The organism is Xanthomonas sp. SS, assembly GCF_014236835.1.
In the GTDB taxonomy this organism is placed as follows: Bacteria; Pseudomonadota; Gammaproteobacteria; order Xanthomonadales; family Xanthomonadaceae; genus Xanthomonas_A.
Genome location: NZ_CP051190.1, coordinates 4,652,125 through 4,669,536 on the forward strand (window position 1 = coordinate 4,652,125; position 17,412 = coordinate 4,669,536).

Annotated in this window: 16 protein-coding genes; 3 read left to right on the forward strand and 13 right to left on the reverse strand. The window is 69.8% G+C overall.

Translation table 11 applies throughout. The annotated features are described in order from the left end of the window. Positions 1 to 78: 78 nt before the first annotated feature. The 3 genes from HEP74_RS19670 to HEP74_RS19680 form a co-directional block, all read right to left on the reverse strand. Positions 79 to 2,586, reverse strand: coding sequence for a TonB-dependent receptor (locus HEP74_RS19670; RefSeq protein WP_185814294.1), 2,508 nt, complete (start codon positions 2,584 to 2,586; stop codon positions 79 to 81). A 117-nt stretch (positions 2,587 to 2,703) separates the two neighbouring features. Beyond that, complete coding sequence (locus HEP74_RS19675; protein WP_185814295.1) at positions 2,704 to 3,786, reverse strand: FecR family protein; 1,083 nt, start codon at positions 3,784 to 3,786, stop codon at positions 2,704 to 2,706. Then, complete coding sequence (locus tag HEP74_RS19680; protein WP_053838954.1) at positions 3,779 to 4,294, reverse strand: RNA polymerase sigma factor; 516 nt, start codon at positions 4,292 to 4,294, stop codon at positions 3,779 to 3,781. Before HEP74_RS19680 ends, HEP74_RS19675 begins: the two co-directional genes overlap by 8 nt. Positions 4,295 to 4,619: 325 nt before the next feature. On the opposite strand from HEP74_RS19680, the gene HEP74_RS19685 reads away from it, so the two are divergent. Next, positions 4,620 to 5,699: a pirin family protein gene (locus HEP74_RS19685; RefSeq protein WP_185814296.1), complete on the forward strand. Its 1,080-nt coding sequence runs from the start codon at positions 4,620 to 4,622 to the stop codon at positions 5,697 to 5,699. A 520-nt stretch (positions 5,700 to 6,219) separates the two neighbouring features. Here HEP74_RS19685 and HEP74_RS19690 read toward each other — a convergent pair. Then, positions 6,220 to 6,822, reverse strand: a complete 603-nt coding sequence (locus HEP74_RS19690; protein WP_185814297.1) for a DUF4142 domain-containing protein — start codon at positions 6,820 to 6,822, stop codon at positions 6,220 to 6,222. Between the two features lie 145 nt (positions 6,823 to 6,967). Between HEP74_RS19690 and HEP74_RS19695 the strand changes: the two genes are divergently transcribed. After that, positions 6,968 to 7,105: a hypothetical protein gene (locus HEP74_RS19695; RefSeq protein ID WP_185814298.1), complete on the forward strand. Its 138-nt coding sequence runs from the start codon at positions 6,968 to 6,970 to the stop codon at positions 7,103 to 7,105. A 94-nt stretch (positions 7,106 to 7,199) separates the two neighbouring features. Continuing rightward, the gene (locus HEP74_RS19700) at positions 7,200 to 7,916 is read left to right on the forward strand and encodes a GntR family transcriptional regulator (protein WP_185814299.1); all 717 of its coding nucleotides are present in this window, start codon (positions 7,200 to 7,202) and stop codon (positions 7,914 to 7,916) included. 181 nt (positions 7,917 to 8,097) lie between these two features. Here the strand turns inward: HEP74_RS19700 and HEP74_RS19705 are convergent, their stop codons facing one another. The 9 genes from HEP74_RS19705 to HEP74_RS19745 form a co-directional block, all read right to left on the reverse strand. Further along, positions 8,098 to 9,453: an SLC13 family permease gene (locus HEP74_RS19705; protein ID WP_185814300.1), complete on the reverse strand. Its 1,356-nt coding sequence runs from the start codon at positions 9,451 to 9,453 to the stop codon at positions 8,098 to 8,100. 141 nt (positions 9,454 to 9,594) lie between these two features. Next, positions 9,595 to 10,515: an acyltransferase domain-containing protein gene (locus tag HEP74_RS19710; RefSeq protein WP_185814301.1), complete on the reverse strand. Its 921-nt coding sequence runs from the start codon at positions 10,513 to 10,515 to the stop codon at positions 9,595 to 9,597. Then, positions 10,512 to 11,402, reverse strand: coding sequence for a triphosphoribosyl-dephospho-CoA synthase MdcB (gene mdcB, locus HEP74_RS19715; RefSeq protein ID WP_524540754.1), 891 nt, complete (start codon positions 11,400 to 11,402; stop codon positions 10,512 to 10,514). The genes HEP74_RS19710 and mdcB overlap by 4 nt, the downstream gene beginning before the upstream one ends. Before the next feature lie 740 nt (positions 11,403 to 12,142). Then, on the reverse strand, positions 12,143 to 12,796 hold the full coding sequence (gene mdcG / locus HEP74_RS19720) for a malonate decarboxylase holo-[acyl-carrier-protein] synthase (RefSeq protein WP_185814303.1): 654 nt from the start codon (positions 12,794 to 12,796) through the stop codon (positions 12,143 to 12,145). Next, a complete protein-coding gene (gene mdcE / locus HEP74_RS19725) occupies positions 12,789 to 13,493 on the reverse strand; it encodes a biotin-independent malonate decarboxylase subunit gamma (protein ID WP_185814304.1) in 705 nt (234 codons plus the stop codon). The genes mdcG and mdcE overlap by 8 nt, the downstream gene beginning before the upstream one ends. Next, entirely contained in the window at positions 13,493 to 14,407 is a 915-nt protein-coding gene (locus HEP74_RS19730) for a biotin-independent malonate decarboxylase subunit beta (RefSeq protein WP_185814305.1), read from the reverse strand. Before HEP74_RS19730 ends, mdcE begins: the two co-directional genes overlap by 1 nt. Before the next feature lie 286 nt (positions 14,408 to 14,693). Continuing rightward, a complete protein-coding gene (mdcC, locus tag HEP74_RS19735; RefSeq protein WP_185814306.1) occupies positions 14,694 to 15,008 on the reverse strand; it encodes a malonate decarboxylase acyl carrier protein in 315 nt (104 codons plus the stop codon). Positions 15,009 to 15,017: 9 nt separating this feature from the next. Continuing rightward, positions 15,018 to 16,661 carry a malonate decarboxylase subunit alpha gene (gene mdcA, locus HEP74_RS19740; RefSeq protein ID WP_185814307.1) on the reverse strand — a complete coding sequence of 548 codons (1,644 nt, stop codon included), beginning with the start codon at positions 16,659 to 16,661 and terminating at the stop codon, positions 15,018 to 15,020. A gap of 207 nt (positions 16,662 to 16,868) precedes the next feature. Then, entirely contained in the window at positions 16,869 to 17,312 is a 444-nt protein-coding gene (locus tag HEP74_RS19745; RefSeq protein ID WP_185814308.1) for a hypothetical protein, read from the reverse strand. Between the last annotated feature and the right edge of the window lie 100 nt (positions 17,313 to 17,412).

Genomic DNA, 17,412 nt, shown 5'->3' on the forward strand with positions numbered 1-17,412 from the left:
GCCGCCACGCGCTGCAGGCGGCGCCGCGCAAGCGTGGCGGTCCTGGGTGCTTCGATGGAGACGTGCATGCCGCCGGCCTCAGAACTTCAGCGACAGGTCGAGGAACACGCCGCGTCCGGCCAGGCCGAAGTACAGCGGCTGGTTGTCGGAGGAGCGCGCGCCGGCATAGCCGATCAAGGCGTGCCGATCGAGCAGGTTGTTGACGTCCATGCTGATCGAATAGCCCTTCAGGCCGTAGGGGCCATGCGTGCTGCGATAGCCCAGCGCCGCATCCAGGCTGGCATAGCCGCCCAGGCGCTGGTCGTTGCCGAACACGGTTGCTCCGCTGGCGTCCGTGGTGTTGTCCACGCCGTACTGCGCGCCGACCACCTTTTCCATCAACGAGCCGAAGTAGCCGGTGCCGCTGTTGTAGAGCAGGCCCAATGCCCCGGTCACGTGCGGGGTACCGGCGACCTGGGTGCTGCTGTGCTTGTAGGTCGCCTCGTTGTAGCTGGCGTTGGCATACAGGCTCAGCGTCGGCGTCAGCGCGTAGGTGGCCTCGGCCTCGGCGCCGCGGTACACCGCGCCGCCGCCGTTGACGTAGGCGCTCTCGGTACCGCTGTCGGTGGCGACCAGGGTCTGGCTGATGTAGTTGCTGAAGTCGATGTAGTAGATGTCGGCGCCGAAGGTCAGCCCGCGCGCGGCGTAGCTGGTGCCGAGCTGGTAGTTGCTGGTCAGCTCCGGCTGCAGGCCGCGCTCGCCGTTGAGTTCGATCACGTCGATCGGCGGCGCCAGGAAGCCGCGCGCGGCCTGCACGTAGCCGCTCCAGTGGTCGCTGAAGGCGTCGTGCAGGCTCAGCGACGGCAGCGTCGCGTCGTAGCTGGCGCTGGTGTAGGACGGCGCCGGCGGGGTGCTCTTGTTGAGCTGCGCGTCGAGCTCGCGCTCCACCCGCGAATAGCGCACGCCGGGGCTGAGGGTCAGCGTGTCGCTCAGCTTCCAGTCGTACTGCACGTAAGGCTGCAGCGTGTCGGTGCGGTCGTGCAACTGGTAGTTGTACAGATAGCCGTACTTGGTGCCGCTGGCCGCGCCGGTGCTCATGTCCACCGGCAGCTGGTTGCGTTCGTCCAGACTGCGTTCCACCCACACGCCGGTCTGCAACTGGCCCGGGCCCAGATCGCGGGCAAGCCGCAGCACGTCGCCGAAGGCGTGGAAATCGTTGTCCGACAGCTTGCCGGGCACGTCGGTGGCCGACTTGGACAGCTTCTTGCCGGTGCTGGAGTAGAAGGTCACGCCGTTGTCGGCCGCGCTCTCGCTGGTAGGGATGCTGCTCTTGGCGGCGGTGTGGTCGAAGCTGTTGTAGTAGACCTTGTTATCGAGGTCCCAGTCGCCCAGGCGCGTGCTCAGGCCCAGGTAGCTGAAGCTGGAGTAGTACGCCGCGCTGTTGTAGCCGGTGTAGTTCTGCAGGGTCGGATCGTTGCCCAGGCCGTAGCGCCAGCCGTGCTGTTCGATCTGCGCGCGGGTGGCGCCCTGCACGGTGTTCTGGTGCTCCTGGTTGTAGCTGCTGACGAAGGTCAGCGTGGTCGCCTCGCCCAGCTCGGTGACGGTCTTGACGAAGGCGTGCTCGCGGCGGTCGTCGGTGCCTTTCAGGTAGGTGTCGCTGGCTTCCTTGGACAGGTCGGCGAACACGCGGGTGTTGCCGATGTGCTCGTCGGCGCTGACCCCGGTGGACCAGGTGTCCCAGCTGCCGCCGGTGGCGTACACGGTGACGCCGTCCACCGCGCTGGGATTGCGCGTGCGCAGCGCCAGGGTGCCGCCGAAGGTGGCGTTGCCGATGGTGGCGCCGCCGCCGGGGCCGCGGTCGATCTCGGCCTGGCCGAGCACGTGGTTGTTGAAGTACGCGGACGTGGTGTGGTGCAGGTCGCTGGCGTCGCCGAACGGGATGCCGTCGAAGGTGATGTTGAACTGGCCGTCCTGGAAGCCGCGGATGCTGATGCCTTCGTTCTTGCCCAGGCCCGGGCCTTCCGGCGAGGTGGTGACCACGCTCGGCGCGTACTTGATGATGTCGTCGTAGTTCGCGTTCAGGCGCAGGCCGTCGCGGATGAAGCGTTCGTCGATCACCGAGGTCGGCTGGCTTGCCTCCAGCGGCGCGGCGCTGGGCGCCAGCGTATCGACGCTGTTGGCGGTGACGTTGATCGGCGCCAGTTCGCGCGGGCCGTCGTCGCGGTCTCCCGGATCGGCGGCCGGCGTGGCCGCCGCGTGCGCCGCGCGCGGGGCGGCGGCGCTGCGGGGCGCGGCCGCGGCGCCGCGCACGATGCTGACCGTGCTCGGGGTCGGCATGCGGTAGTCCAGGCCGGTTCCGGCCAGCAGCTTCTGCAGCTGCTGCGCCGGCGCCAGGCCGGCCGGTGCGCCGTTGCTGCGTTGCCCGGCCGCCAAGGCCGGGTCGTACATCAGTTGCAGGCCGCTGTTGCGGGCGAACAGCTCCAGCGCCTGGTCCAGCGGCATCGGCGCGATCGCCGGCGCGGTGGCGGCGACGGGGGCCGACCAGGCCGGCAGCGAAGAAGTGCTGCCGAGCAGCAGGGCGATGGAAACGACGAGCGTGTTGCGCATAGGACGTGCTACCGGAGGGGAGAGGAAGGCGGCCGTGCGCATCCAGCGCGACGGCCATGCCTACCTAGGAGTGCCGCACAGCGCCGCGCGGCTACCGGTAATTGCATGAATTTTTTCTTACATCGGCGCCGGCGCGCTGCGGATCGTCACCGCCTGCGCGTCGCGGTGCACCTGCACGTTCGGCAGGCTGCCCAGGTAAGCGACGAAGGCTTCCGGATCGCGCAGGTGGAACACGCCGCTGATGCGGCGCGCGGCCAGCGCCGGATCGGCGATGCGCAGCGGCTGCGTGGTGTAGGCGTTGAACAGCCGCGCCACCTCGCCCACGCTGCGGTCGTGCACGCCGACCTGTGCCGGCAGCCAGGCGGTGGCGCCGGCGATGTCGGCATGCGCGTCCATTCCCAGCAACCGGCCGCGCGCATCCAGCCGCGCCTGCTGGCCGCCGCCCAGGTCCGCCAGCTGCGCGCCCTCGCTGGGCAGCGCGCTGCGCCGCCACCACGGATGCGCGCCGCGCAGCACGTGCACGCGCCCCTGCAGCACGGTGACGCGGGTGGCGCCGTCGTGCTGGTCGACGCCGAACACGGTGCCGATATCGCGCAGCACCAGCGTGCCGACGCTGACCCGCAGCGGCCGCGCCGGATCGTGGCCGAGGTCGAACAGCGCCTTGCCGCGCAGCAGCGCGATGTCGCGGCGCTGTGCGCCGTAGCGCACGGCGATGGCGCTGCCGCGATCCAGGCGCACCACGCTGCCGTCGGCCAGCGCCACCTCGCGCCCGGCATCGGTGCCGGCGGCATAGACCGTCGCCGCGACCGTGTCCGGCACCGCCAGTTGCGTGGCCACGCCGATCGCCGACAGCGCGAGGACGGCGGCCAGGCCCAAGGCCCAACGCCGGTTGCGCTTGCGTGGCACAGGCGCCGCTTGCGGTCGCGGTGGCGCCGTGCGGCCGAGTTCGGGCCGCAACGGCACCACCACCGCACCGCTGTGGCGCGCATGCGCGCACAGCTGTTCGCTGCTGGCCTGCTGCGAGTGCGCTGCGGCCTGCAGGTCCTGGTGCAGGTGCGCGATGCCCAGGTATTCGGCCACGTGCGTGGGCGATTGCCGCAGCCAGGCCAGGAACTCGGCCTGCTGCACCGGCGCCAGCGGCGCTTCGCGCTGTGCCAGATACCAGGCCGCGGCCGCCGCGGCGATCGGCGACTCACGCATAGCGCGCCATGCCCTGCCGGCACACCGCCAGGCCCTTGATGATGTATTTCTTGACCATGTGGCTGGAGATCTGCAACTGCTCGGCGATGTCCTGGTAGCCGAGTTCGTCGCGGTAGCGCAGCACCATCGCCGCGCGGCATTTCGGCGGCAGCCGCGCCATCAGTTCGGCCAGGCGCCGCCGGCGCTGCTCGCGATGGACGTGGGCATCGGCCTCGCACGGCACCGCCAGCCGCTCCAGCACCTCGTCCAGGCAGGTGTCGCGCTGCGTGCTGCGCTGGTTGAGCAGCGCGTGCTCGCGCATCAGGTTGGCGGCGATGGTGAACAGGTAGGCTTCCGGATTGGCGATCTCCGGCGCGTGCGCCTCGCTGCGCTGCAGGCGCAGCCACACTTCCTGCACCAGGTCCTCGGCATCCCACGCCGCAGCGCGGCGGCGCAGGAAATAACGGCTCAGCGACGGCCGCCATTGCAGGAACAGCCGCGACAGGGCCGGCAAGGGTTCGGGACGCACCAGGCGCTCGCAGGGTCGGAAAGGCCTGCGATGCTGGTCGCGGCAGATGACAGTCCAATGACGCACGGGCCGCGCATGCACGGAGGACCGGCTGCGCCCCAGCCGGCATTCAGTTGCGCGCCGATGCCGGCCTGGTTCGCTCGGGCGGCGAAGGCGCGCGGCCGGTGCCAGTGCCCGCCCCAAGGCCCTGTATGCGGCGGCGGCGCGTCCAGCGTTTCCCATGCGGGACAGGATGTCCTTCGGAGCGGCCTTCCGTTCCATCGGCATCGCCCCATATCGGAAGGGTTGCCGCCTCCGTCTCGGGCGGCGTTCGAAGGATCTCGCCATGACCGACCCTGTCGTCCAGATCAAGCCGCTTGGCTTTCCCTGGGAAACGATCGACCCGTTCCTGTTCTGCGTCTATCACGACGACGCCTACCCCGCCGGCAACGGCGCGATGGGGCCGGCGGCGTCGCTGCAAGGCCGCGCCATCGGCCAGGACTTCAGCCGCAAGGACGGCTGGAGCATGTACCACGGCGAGCAGGTCCCCGGCTTTCCCGGCCACCCGCACCGCGGCTTCGAGACCGTGACCATCGTGCGCCAGGGCCTGATCGACCATTCCGACTCGCTCGGCGCGGTGGCGCGCTTCGGCGCAGGCGACGTGCAATGGCTGACGGCCGGCGCGGGTATCGTCCATTCGGAGATGTTCCCGCTGCTCGGCACCACCGCGCCCAATCCGCTGGAACTGTTCCAGATCTGGCTCAACCTGCCGGCACGCAACAAGATGGTGGCGCCGCACTTCACCATGTTCTGGGCGCAGGACCTGCCGCGTTTCACCGCCAGCGACGACGCCGGACGCAGCACCGAGGTGGCCTGCGTGGCGGGTCGCATCGGTCCCGTCGATGCCGCGCCCGGCAGCGCCGGCGGCCCGCTGGCGCCGCCACCGGATTCGTGGGCCGCGCAGGACGATGCCGACGTGGCCATCTGGACGATCCGCATGGCGCCCGGCGCACGCTGGACCCTGCCCGCCGCGCAAGGCCGCGGCACGCGCCGCAGCCTGTACTTCTTCAAGGGCGCAGAGGTGACCGTAGGCGGACGCGAGGTGACCAGCCACGCCGCCATCGAGTTGCGCGCCGACCAGGCAGTCGAGCTGATCAACGGCGATGGCCAGGCGAGCGAGTTCCTGGTGCTGCAGGGCCGACCGATCGCCGAACCGGTGGCCCAACACGGCCCATTCGTGATGAACACCCAGGCCGAGATCGCCCAGGCGATGGCCGACTACCGCCGCACCCAATTCGGTGGCTGGCCGTGGAAAGACGAAGCGCCGGTGCACGGCAGCGATCCGACACACTTTGCGCGGCACCCGGATGGGCGCGAGGAGCGGCCGGCGTTGCAAGCGGCAGCTGCGGAGATCGCGAACGGCTAGCGGTGGTTCTTGGCGAATGGCTGCGGGCTAGCAGCTATCCCTTCTCCCCCGGGAGAAGGTGGCCCGCAGGGCCGGATGAGGGTACGGGCGCAGCCTCGTGCACCCAAACTCCGCGAGTCGCTTCGCGCCGTACCCTCACCCCAACCCCTCTCCCGGAGGGAGAGGGGCTAGTCGGCTGTCCCTTCTCCCCTCGGGAGAAGGTGCCCCGCAGGGGCGGATGAGGGTACGGACGAAGCCTCGCGCACCCAAACTCCGCGAGCCGCTTCGCGCCGTACCCTCACCCCAACCCCTCTCCCGAGGGGAGAGGGGCTACGGCTGTTCCCTTCTCCCATCGGGAGAAGGTGCCCCGCAGGGGCGGATGAGGGTACGGGCGCAGCCTCGTGCACCCAACTCCCCGAGACGCTTCGCGCCGCACCCTCACCCCAACCCCTCTCCCGGTGGGAGAGGGGCTATGTACTGCGTCGCCGCTAGCACCGCAGCCGGTTCGCGACAGACAGCAACGACAACGCAACAGACCTCCTCAGTAGCGCGCCGACGCCAGCGCCTGCGCGCGTTCCAGTTGCTCGGCGATGCGCTTGCGCGCCTGCTGCAGCTCCTGCTTGGTCGCCTCCTGCTGCGCCGCCGGCACCAGCTCGGCATCGATCACCGCCAGCGCATCGGAATAGCTGCGCACCATCGTCGCCATGTAAGCGTTCATGTACGCCGAATCGTCTTTCTCCTGTTCCAACGCCTGCAACTGCGCCTTGCCCTTGGCCGCCTGCGCGGCGATCTTCTCCGCATCGCCGGGACCGCCCTTGCCGGCGTCCGCGGCCGCGGCGCCGTGGTGCGCGGCGACCACTTCGCGGGCGAAGTCGGCGACGCTGCCGCTGACGTTGCGCGACAGCGCCTGCTGCGACAGCGCCACCGCATTGCCTTCCAGCACCTGCAGCATCGCCTTGGCCGAGGCGTCGCCGCCGATCGGCGCGCGTCCGCTTTCGCCGCCGACCGGAGCCGCGGTCGGTGCCGGCGAGGTCGCCGGTGCGGTGCGCGAGGTCTGGTCGCCCGGCTTGCCGCAGCCGCTCAGCGCCACGGCGGCCAGCGCCGCAAGAATCGAAAGCCGGGTCGTGATGCGCCTCGGGGTCATGGGGGTGCTCCTAGTTTGTCAGCCGCTACCTTGCCCAGGCAGCGCGCAAACCCGCGTGAATCGCCGCGTTTTTTCGTGACGCGGCATTGACGCGGGCGGGCGCATGCAGTGGTCTGCCGCAACCGCGGCATCGTGGAGAGCGCACATGGCGAACAACGAGAAAACCGGCGACAAGGCGGGAAAGGCCGCCTCCAAGGTGCTCAAGGACGGACGCACCGGAAAGGACAGCAAGACCGCCGCGGCATCGGCGCTGTCGCAGCGACCGGACAAGAAAGGCAAATAGCGCGTGCCGGCGGGAAACGCCGCGGCGGCGTTTCCCGCCGGCCGCTAGAATGGCCGTATCGCCAGCACCGGCTCCAGAGCGTTTCGATCCGCCGATGACCCTCGCACCCGACACCCGCGCGCCGCGCAAGCGCGTGGCGCTGTACGAAGACGTGGCCGAGCGGCTGCGGCAGAAGATCTACGACTACGTGCTGCCGCCGGGCGAGTGGATCGACGAACCGGCACTGGTCGCCGAACTGGGCATCAGCCGCACCCCGCTGCGCGAGAGCCTGAAACTGCTCGCGGCCGAAGGCCTGGTGCAGATCGAGCCGGGCCGCGGCGCGCGCGTGACCCGGCTGAACCTGGAAGACCTCAACGAGCTGTTCCCGGTAATGGCGCTGCTGGAAGGCCGCTGCGCCTACGAAGCGGTGCGCAAGGTCGACGCCGCCGGCCTGGCGCGGCTGGAAACGCTGCACGCGCGCATGGAGCAGGCCGCCGACGAAGGCGACCTGGCCGAGTACTACCGGCAGAACTACCTGATCCACGAATCGGTGCAGGAATTCGCCGGCAACCCGTGGCTGATCCGCGTCACCCACGACCTGCACCGCATCCTCAAGATGCACCGCGGCCGCCAGCTGCTGGCGCCCGGACGCATGCAGCAATCGCTGTCCGAACACCGCGAACTGATGGACTGCTTCCGCCGCGGCGACGCCGAAGGCGCCGAGCGCACGATGAACCGGCACCTGCAAAGCCAGGGCAATGCCCTGGCGATGTACGTGGCCGCCGGCGGAAAGTTGAATGTGCCGGCTCCATTGCCTAACGGCCGGGATTAGGGATTGGAGATTCGGGATTCGTAACGGCAGCATCTGCTGCGCCGATGAGCCGATGCGTTGGTTGAAACTATGCACAAAAAAGCGCCGACCCTAGGGTCGGCGCTTTTTTGTGCAAATCACGTTGGATCAGCAACCGCGATCCGCTCTAACCAATCCCGAATCCCGAATCCCCAATCCCGGCTCAAAGCCACCCCGGCACCACCAGCAGCAGCCACGCCAGCAGCGGGCCGAATATGACCACCAGGCCGCTGTAGATCAGGAAGCGCTTGTACAGCGACTCGCGTTCGTCCGGGGCGGCCGAGGCCACCACCAGCGCGCCGTTGGTCGAGAACGGGCTCACGTCCACCACCGTGGACGAGATCGCCAGGGCGCAGATCACCCCGGCCGCGCCGAGGTGGCCCTGCAGCAGGAACGGCACCGCCAGCGGGATGGTCGCGCCCAGCACCGCCGCCGACGAGGCGAACGCGGAGACGATGCCGCCGACGTAGCACACCAGCAGCGCGCCGAGCAGCGGGATGCCGATGTCGGACACGCCGTTGCCGATGTAGTCCACCGCCCCGCTCTCCTGCAGTACCGCCACGTAGGTGACCACGCCGCTGATCAGCAGCACCGTGGACCAGCTGATGCCGTCCACCGCGCCTTTCTGCGCCTTCGGCGACAGCAGCGCCAGTACCACCGCCACGGTCATCGACACCAGGCCGACGTTGAGGTTGTAGATCAGCGAGGCGATGCCCAGGCCGAGCAGGCCGAACAGGGTCAGCACCCGATCGCGGTTCAGGCTCACCGCCTCCAGCGCCGCCGGATCGGTGGACAAGGTGCCGCCGCCGGCCGCCAGCAACGCGCCATGGCCTTCGATCGCGAACTGCCGGTGCGAGGACTGATCGCCCACCGGCACGTACTCGGCCGTGGCCAGCGACGGCGCCTGCCCGCGCCGCAGCAGCGCCAGGCCGCCGAAGGCGAAGAAGCAGATCAGCGCCATCAGGAAGTTGAAGCCGAGGCTGGTCAGGAACACCGCCATCTCGGTCACGTCCAGCCCGGCCTTCTCCACCACCTTGTTGGTGATGCCGCCGTACACGCTGATCGGCGAGAAACCGCCGGCCTGCGCGCCGTGGATCACCAGCAAGCCCATCAGCAACGGATTGATCCTGTACTGCTTGGCGAAGCGCAGCGCGACTGGACCGATGATCGCCACCGCCGCAGGGCCGAGCGCGCCGAACGCGGTCAGCACAGCGGTGACCACGAACATCACCCACGGGATCGCCACGATCTTGCCGCGTACCGCGCGTACCGCCCAATGCACCAATAGATCGATGGTGCCGTTGTTGCGCGCGATCGCGAACAGGTAAGTGATGCCGACCAGGGTCAGGAACAGGTCGCCGGGAAACCCGGCCAAGACCTCCTTCCCGTCCATGCCGACCCAGACGCCACCGATGATGAAGGCCAACGCGAACGCGACCGCGCCCATGTTGACCGGCAACGCCGTGGCCACGATGAACATGACGATCAAGCCGATGATCGTCGCGATTTGTGGACTCATGCGCCCTCCCGAGCTTGCTGGATCCGTACCACTACCACTGCCGCGAATGGCCACCCGCCATCCTGGGTCGATCGCCTACTGCCAACCGCCGTTGCGACGCGACGGCTGCCGTCGCCGTCCCCCGTCGCCACTGCGGCTGCATCACTGCATGCGTTGCTCCGCCTGCCGCACCCATGCCGCTGCCGCGGCCAGGCTGCCGAACTCTTCCACCGAGCGTGCCTGGCACTCCGGCAGCAGCTCGCGCGCGATGCGCGCCAGCGCGCCGCCCGGTCCCAGTTCCAGGAACACGCGCGCGCCGCGTTCGGCGGCCTGGCGCAACGTTCCGGCCCAATCCAGCGTCGTCGCCAACTGCGCCGACAAGGCGCCGACGGCGTCGTCGCGGTCGCCGATCCGGTGTCCATCGATGCCGGCCAACACTGCGGCGCGCGGCGCCGCCAGCGGCGCGGCGCGCAGATCGGCGGCGAACGCCTGCGCCGCGCTCGCCAGCAACGGCGTGTGCGCGGCCACCGCCACCGGCAGGCGCGTGACCCGCGCGCGCTGCGCACGCGCCTGCAGCTCGCCGTGCGCCAACGCATCGGCATGGCCGCCGAGAATCAGATGGTCGTCGCCGTTGACGATGGCCAGGTGCAGGCCGGTCTGCGCGCACAGCGTCTCTGCCTGCTCGCGGAGCAGGCCCTGCACCGCGATCAGGCCGTCGCCATTGCGGCTGGCCGCATCCATGCGCTGCGCGCGCTGCACCGCCAGCGCCAGGCAGGCGGAGGCCTCCATGCCGCCGGCCAACGCATGCGCGGCCAGTTCGCCGATGCTGTAGCCGAGCAGCAACGCCGGCGTCGGCAGTTGCGGCAGCAGCGCCGCGGCATTGGCCAGCACCGCGGTGCAGACCAGCGGCTGTGCGATGGCGTTGTCGTAGCGCGCGTCGTCGCCGGCCAGCGCGCGCGGATCGGCGCCGAGCACCTGCGCCGCCGCGGCCAGCACCGCTTCGGCCGCCGGCTCGCCGACGCTATAGTCGAACATCGCCGGATGTTGCGCGCCCTGTCCCGGGCACAGCAGGGCCAGGCTCATACGTCCTCCTGGCGCTGCAGGAAGCAGGCGCAGGCGAGGAGGTCGGCGCTGCCGCCCGGGCTGAGCCGGAGCGCGACGAAGGCGTCGCCGAGGCGCGACAGCTGCTGGCGCCAATCCGGCTGCGCCGCGCCGCCGGCCTCGAGGAACGCACGCGCGCTGCGTTGCGCGAAGCGCAGCCCGTCGCGGCCGCCGCGATGCAACAGATTCAGATCGTCGGTCTGCGCGATCAGCTGCAGCAGGGTCTGCGCCAGCGCCGCCTCCTGCGCCAGGCCGGCACGCAACGCCGCGCGCAGGCTCGGCAGCGCCACCTCGCGCAGCAGCGGGAAACCGGCCGCCGCCTGTTCGCGCACGCCAGCCACGCCATGCAGGCGCCGCATGCGCTGGCCGTGGCTGTGCGGGTCCAGCGGCGCATCCAGCAGCGCCTCGCGCCAGAAGATACCGACCGCATTGCAGACCGCCACGCCATCCGGCGCCGCAGAATGCTGGCTGCGCAGCCGCGCCGCCGCGGCGACCAGCAGGCCCAGGCTGAAGATCGCGCCACGGTGCGTATTGACGCCGCCGGTGGCGCGCAGCATCGCGCGCTCGGCGCCGATGCCGAGTTCGCGCAGCGCGGGGAACGCCGCACCGGCCGCGCCGGCGGCGGCGATCGCGACGAAGTAGCCGCGCAGCGCGAACAGGCTGCGCAGGAACGTGGAGGCGTCCATGTCGTCGTGGCTACCGCGATCGAACGGCGTGACCAGGCCCGGCTTCGGCGCGCAGGCCAGCTCGGCATGCAGGCTGGCGACGGCGAGACGGCCGAGGCGATGCGGCATGGCCAGGCGGTGTGGAGCGATCGCCGCTGCCTTGGCTGCGGCCGCAGTCGCTCGCGGATGGCCGGCGAATTGCATCGTCGCTCGGGCTTCGTTCGTCGCGACTGAAGTCGCTCCCACAAGGGATGCCATGCCTGCGACAAGTCCTGTGGGAGGGGCTTTGGTCCCGACCGCTTCCGGTGTTGGCAAGACCGCGACTTCGTTCGTCGCGGCTGAAGCCGCTCCTACAGGAACTAGCGGATGGTCGGCTACCCGTACTGTGGGAGGGACTTCAGTCACGACGCGGTCGGGCCGCAGCACCTCCATTGCTTCACTCGTCGCGACTGAAGTCGCTCCCACAAGGGACTTGCGGCCTGCTCGCATGCTGCACTGTAGGAGCGGCTTCAGCCGCGACAGACAAGCAAAACCACCAGGGTTTCTAACTTCGCTCGTCGCGACTGAAGCCGCTCCTACAGGAACTTGCGGACTATTCGCCGGGCGCACTGTGGGAGGAACTTCAGTCCCGGCGGCTTCCGACATTGGAAAGATCGCCGCTCCGTTCGTCGCGGCTGAAGCCGCTCCTACAGAGGCTTGCGGACGGCCGACTACCTGCACTGTGGGAGATACTTCAGTCCCGACGGCTGCCGAAGCCGGAAGGTTTGAGGCTGCGTTAGTTGTGATCGAAGCCGCTCCTGCAGGAGCCCGCGAATGTGCTGCTGGGGCCAATGTAGGAGGGGCTTCAGCCCCGACCGCTTCTGGCGCCGGCCCGTCCACGGCTGCGGCCGCCGGCGATGCCGAGAAACAACCGTCTTCCACGCCGCGCACCGCCTGCAATTCCATCACGCCCCCCATGCCTGCAGCAGCTCGGCGCGCGGCTGCAGCCGGCAGTCGCGCAGCGCCTTGACCAGCAGTTGCGCGCTGTCGCCGGCCAGTTCGCGCCAGCTCACCGCGTTGCCGTCGGGCAGCAGCACTTCGCCATCCACGCGATGCCCGTGGCGCTGCTCCCAGCGCGTCAGGTCGGCAAGCAGTGAAGGGGCCTGCGCTGGCGACGGTACCGGCCACAGCAGATCGATGTCCGAGCCGGCCTGCACGTAGGGCAAGCCGGTCAGCGCCTGCCAGGCGAAGGCGCCGAACACGCGCGGAGTGAGGCCGTGCGCGGCGGCCAGCGCCTGCAATTCGCGCAGCGGCACTTGCCACTGCGGTACGGCCGGCACCTGCGCGCAGACCTCGTCCAGCGTCAGCGGCGAGCGCTGCCGCAGCACCGCATCACGCTCGACCGACAGCGACAGGCGCTGCTTGCCTTCGGCCGGCGGCAGCGGCACACCGAGACGCAACAGCTGCGCATCGTCGCTGCGATCGCCGCGCGCGACGATCGCCGGGTGGCCGGCAGCGAACCAGTCGAGCAGGCGCGCCTGCGCACCCGGCGTCCGCGCCTGCCGCGGCGCATCGGCCGCGAGCCAGACCAGGTCGTGCCGGGCGAGCGGCTCATGCATGGCCGGCGGCGACCTCCGCGGCGATCGGCGCGGCCAGCAGGCGGCCGTTGCGCTCGGTGCCGCGTTGCGCGCGTACATCGCCTTGCAACGGCGCCTGCAGCGCAGCGACCAGCGCTTGCGCCAGATCGCCCTGCCACACCGCTTCCACCGCACCCATCGCCACGTAGTTCTCCACGCCCGGCGCGAACACCGGCGAGCTTTTGCTCAAGGCCTGCAGCTTCTCCAGCGGCTGCTTGGTGACCCGTGCCATCGCGCGCAGGTCCATCACCCGCACCTGCGCCTCGGGCAGCGCATAGATCGCATCGGCCATCAATCCGAACGCGAGGAAGCCGCCGCTCACCGATTCGCCGTAGACCAGCGTCAGCAGCCGCGCGCCGCGCCGCCGCGCCAGGTCCAGGCATTGCGCCAGATGGCCGAAATAGCCGTTGATGCCGAGCAGTTCGTCCTTGCGCGACGGCCGTTGGCCGGCGGTATCGACCAGCATCACGATCGGCCGCTGCGGATGCGTGCGGGTGCTGTCCAGTACCGCGGCGGCCAGCGCCAGCGCATGCTCCACGCCCACTTCCAGTTTGTCGGCGCTGCCGATCACGGTGACCTCGCCCAGCGCGGTGCTGGCGCTGCCGCCGATCACGCCGTCGCGCACCTCGACCCGGTGGCCGAGCGGGAACAATTCTTCCAGCAAAGGCATCAGGTCCATCACGGGCTCCGGTCGGCGACGGCGGCAAGGAAGGCGGCGGTGTCCAGCAATGGCAGCGCTTCGGGATCGGCGATGCCCTGGCGGCGCCAGATGTCCACGCCGTCGCGGCAGTCGCCGTAGGTTTCCAGGCGTTGGCGCAGCGCGGCGTGTTCGGCGGCGATGCGTGCCAGGCCATCGTCGTCTGCGGCCGGCGGTGGCGCCGCCAGCGCGGCGATCGCCGCAGCGCGGAAGTCCTCTATGGCGTCGGCGACCAGGGCCTGCGCCTCGTCGAGCAGATAGCGGTGCTTGCCGCCGGTCACGCGCCACACCAGGGCGCGATCGCGCGAATCGAATTCCTCCACCCCGCGCACGGTCTCGATCACTTCCGGGCCCGACAGGCCCAACCGCCCTTCCTCGGACATGACGATGCGCGAGCAGCAACGGCTGACGATGCCCATGCCGCCGAAGCAGCCGTTGCCGCTGCCGATCAGCGCCAGCACCGGCACGCCGGCGGCGCGCGCGTCCAGGGTGGCGCGCATGATTTCGGAGATCGCGATCAAGCCGGCGTTGGCCTCGTGCAGGCGTACACCGCCGGTGTCGGGCAGCAGCAGCACCGCTGCAGGCCTGGTCGCCGCGGCCCGCTGCAGCAAGCCGGTGAGCTTGGCGCCGTGCACCTCGCCGACCGCACCGCCCATGAACTGGCCTTGCTGCGCGGCGATCAGCACCGTGCGCCCGTCGAGCCGGCCCTCGCCGACGACGATGCCGTCGTCGAACGCGCCGGGCTGGTCCAGCTGCGCCAGGTGCGGACTCATCGCGCGCTGGCGCGGGCCGACGAACTCGCGGAACGAGCCGGGATCGAGCAGGCCGGCGATGCGCTCGCGCGCGTCGGCTTCATAGAAACTGCGCGGACGGCGGTTGTTCGGGATCGCGCTCATGCGCAGCTCCGGTGTGGGCGGCGTACTCGCCGGATGAGTAGTGCGGGACGCTCGTTCATTGCAGCAGGCGTCTGGATCGCGGCCGGCGCCATCCAGGCGCTGCCGGAGGATCGCGTCGGGGCTGAAGCCCCTCCCACAACAGGGCTGCTCGCAGACACGACATCCCCTGTAGGAGCGGCTTCAACCGCGACGAACGGAGTCGAGCTATCGCCGGCTGCGGATACCGTCGCGGCTGAAGCCGCTCCTACAGGGAGCACGGCGATTGCAGATGTCCGGATTGAACGCATCACGCATCCTCCTGCAAGGCTTCCACCGCCTGGTCCAGGCGCAAGCCGACCACCGCCGGGGTGGCGCCGACGTCGTTGATCGAGATGCGCACGTCGCGCAGCGGATGGCGCGCGGCGAAGTCGTCGAGCACCGCCTGCCAGATCGTGCCGAAGCCGTCGGCGGCGGTGACGATCTCGATCTGCATCGCGCCATCCAGATCTTGCGGTTCGATCAGCACTTCCAGATTGCCGGAGGACACCACGCCGACCAGCACATGGTCGAGCCGGCCGTTCGGCGCCAGGCGCCCGTCGTAGCGATAGCGAAGGGTTTCCATCGACATCCCTTACCAGTTGCGGAAACGTTGCGGCGGTGCGTACAGGCCGCCGGACCAGCGCACCAGATCCTTGACGCTGCGCGCGGCCAGCAGGTCGCGGCTGGCGTCGCGCAGGCGAATGCCCAGGTCCTCGGGGCGGCGGATCACGCCGCGGTCGCGCAGGTTCTCGACCATGCGCCTGTCGCGGCCCAGGCCCACCGCGGTGTAGCCGGCCACGCCGCGGATCGCCTGTTCGCGCTCCTCCGGCGTCCGGCACAGCAGCAGGTTGGCGATGCCCTCTTCGGTCAGTACATGGCTGACGTCGTCGCCGTAGATCATCACCGGCGGCAACGGCATATTGGCGCGCTCGGCCAGTTCCCAGGCGTCGAGCCGCTCGACGAAGGCCGGCGCCATGTGTTCGCGGAAGGTCTCCGCCATCTGCACCACCAGCTTGCGCCCGCGCGGCATCTCGCCCGGGCGCGCGGCCTCGCGCCCGGCCTTGAGCCAGGCGTTGCTGCCGTGGCGGCGGCCGCGCGCATCCGAGCCCATGTTCGGCGCGCCGCCGAAGCCGGCGATGCGGTCGCGGGTGGCGGTGGAGCTGTTGCCCTGCAGGTCGATCTGCAGCGTGGAGCCGATGAACATGTCGCAGGCGTACAGGCCGGCGGTCTGCGAGAACGCGCGGTTGGAACGCATCGACCCGTCGGGGCCGGCGAAGAACACGTCGGCGCGCGCGGCGATGTACTTCTCCATGCCCAGTTCCGAGCCGAACGAGTGCACCGACTTGACGAAGCCCGACTCGATCGCCGGGATCAGCGCCGGATGCGGATTCAGCGCCCAATGCCGGCAGATCTTGCCGCGCAGGCCGAGCGACTCGGCGTAGGTCGGCAGCAGTAGTTCGATCGCCGCGGTGTCGAAGCCGATGCCGTGGTTGAGCCGGTCCACGCCGTACTCGGCGTAGATGCCCTTGATCGCCATCATCGCCATCAGCACCTGGATCTCGGAGATCTGCGCCGGGTCGCGGGTGAACAGCGGTTCGATGTAGTGCGGGCGCGGCGCCTGCACCACGTAGCCGATCCAGTCGGCGGGGATGTCCACGCGCGGCAGCGTGTCGAGGATCTCGTTGACCTGGGCGATGACGATGCCGCCCTTGAACGCGGTGGCCTCGGCGATCACCGGCGTGTCCTCGGTGTTCGGCCCGGTGTAGAGATTGCCGTGGCGATCGGCGGCCTGCGCGGCGACCAGCGCCACGCGCGGCGTCAGATCGACGAAGTAGCGGCCGAACAGCTCCAGGTAGGTGTGAATCGCGCCAATCTCGATGCGCTTGTCGGCGACCAGCCGCGCCAGGCGCAATGCCTGCGGCCCGGAGAAGGAGAAATCCAGGCGCTGCGCGATGCCACGTTCGAACACGTCCAGGTGCGAGGGCAGCGCCAGCACCGACTGCAGCATGTGCAGCCCGTGCACCCGCGCCGGATCGACCTCGGTCAGGCACTGCGAGAGGAAATCGGCCTGCTTCTGGTTGTTGCCTTCCACACACACGCGGTCGCCCGGCTCGATCACCGCCTCCAGCAGCGCCACCGCATCCTTGGCCTCCACCAGGCGCCCGCGCGCCAGCCCTTCGGCGCGCTGCAGGCGTTGCCGGCGATTGTCGGCGAGCGTGTTCCAGTCCTGAGGCATAAGGCTTTCCGTCGGCGAATGGAGGGCGGCAGCGCCTGGCGGCGGGGCCGGCCGAAATTGTAATTACGATATAATTATGAAACCGTGACCAATGCACGCTGCGGTGCAACAGGCGCCATCGGGCCTGTGGCACCTGGATCCCGGACAACTACGATTCAACCGTCCGCCGCGTGCTGGCCGTATCGTTACCGACCTTGTCAGGCCTAGTCAGGGCGTCTCGCCGAACGCGCGCTGATACGCCACGCGATCGAAGCGCAGCACCGCGCGCGCGCGTTGCTCGGTCAGCGGACGCAGCACCCAGCGCACGTCCACACCACTGCGGCACGTGCTGACCGTCGGGATCGCCAGGAACCAGCGCGCACCGGGTCCCCTGCAATACCAGAACGCGTTGCTGCCGTTCATGGCTTCGCTATCGAACATGAAGGACGCATCGTAATTGGCGTCCATGAATTGCTGCACCTTCTTCACCACGACCAGATCCGCACCGGTGAGAAGCACGCCATCGCTGGTCAGGGAAACGCGCCGGAAGGATTCCTCCACCGCTCGCTCCAGCCAATGATCGCGACGGCGCTGAAGCCAAATAAGCCACGCCATGAAAGCAACGACCACGACGATGGCAGCGACGGTGACGGCGCCCTCCCAGGTAAACACGGGCTCTCCCCCCACCTATGTCGCTGTCGTCATGCTGATGCCGGGCTTGCCACCTGCGCAACCGCAGCCTGGCAGCGTGTCCTGCGTACCGCGCGACAGG

Coding starts and splice junctions, on each gene's coding strand:
- HEP74_RS19670 (WP_185814294.1), bottom strand. CDS start 2,586: ATGCGCAACACGCTCGTCGTTTCCATCGCCCTGCTGCTCGGCAGCACT.
- HEP74_RS19685 (WP_185814296.1), top strand. CDS start 4,620: ATGACCGACCCTGTCGTCCAGATCAAGCCGCTTGGCTTTCCCTGGGAA.
- mdcB (WP_524540754.1), bottom strand. CDS start 11,402: ATGCAATTCGCCGGCCATCCGCGAGCGACTGCGGCCGCAGCCAAGGCA.
- mdcE (WP_185814304.1), bottom strand. CDS start 13,493: ATGGACCTGATGCCTTTGCTGGAAGAATTGTTCCCGCTCGGCCACCGG.
- HEP74_RS19710 (WP_185814301.1), bottom strand. CDS start 10,515: ATGAGCCTGGCCCTGCTGTGCCCGGGACAGGGCGCGCAACATCCGGCG.
- HEP74_RS19675 (WP_185814295.1), bottom strand. CDS start 3,786: ATGCGTGAGTCGCCGATCGCCGCGGCGGCCGCGGCCTGGTATCTGGCA.
- HEP74_RS19730 (WP_185814305.1), bottom strand. CDS start 14,407: ATGAGCGCGATCCCGAACAACCGCCGTCCGCGCAGTTTCTATGAAGCC.
- mdcA (WP_185814307.1), bottom strand. CDS start 16,661: ATGCCTCAGGACTGGAACACGCTCGCCGACAATCGCCGGCAACGCCTG.
- HEP74_RS19690 (WP_185814297.1), bottom strand. CDS start 6,822: ATGACCCCGAGGCGCATCACGACCCGGCTTTCGATTCTTGCGGCGCTG.
- HEP74_RS19700 (WP_185814299.1), top strand. CDS start 7,200: ATGACCCTCGCACCCGACACCCGCGCGCCGCGCAAGCGCGTGGCGCTG.
- HEP74_RS19705 (WP_185814300.1), bottom strand. CDS start 9,453: ATGAGTCCACAAATCGCGACGATCATCGGCTTGATCGTCATGTTCATC.
- mdcC (WP_185814306.1), bottom strand. CDS start 15,008: ATGGAAACCCTTCGCTATCGCTACGACGGGCGCCTGGCGCCGAACGGC.
- mdcG (WP_185814303.1), bottom strand. CDS start 12,796: ATGCATGAGCCGCTCGCCCGGCACGACCTGGTCTGGCTCGCGGCCGAT.
- HEP74_RS19695 (WP_185814298.1), top strand. CDS start 6,968: ATGGCGAACAACGAGAAAACCGGCGACAAGGCGGGAAAGGCCGCCTCC.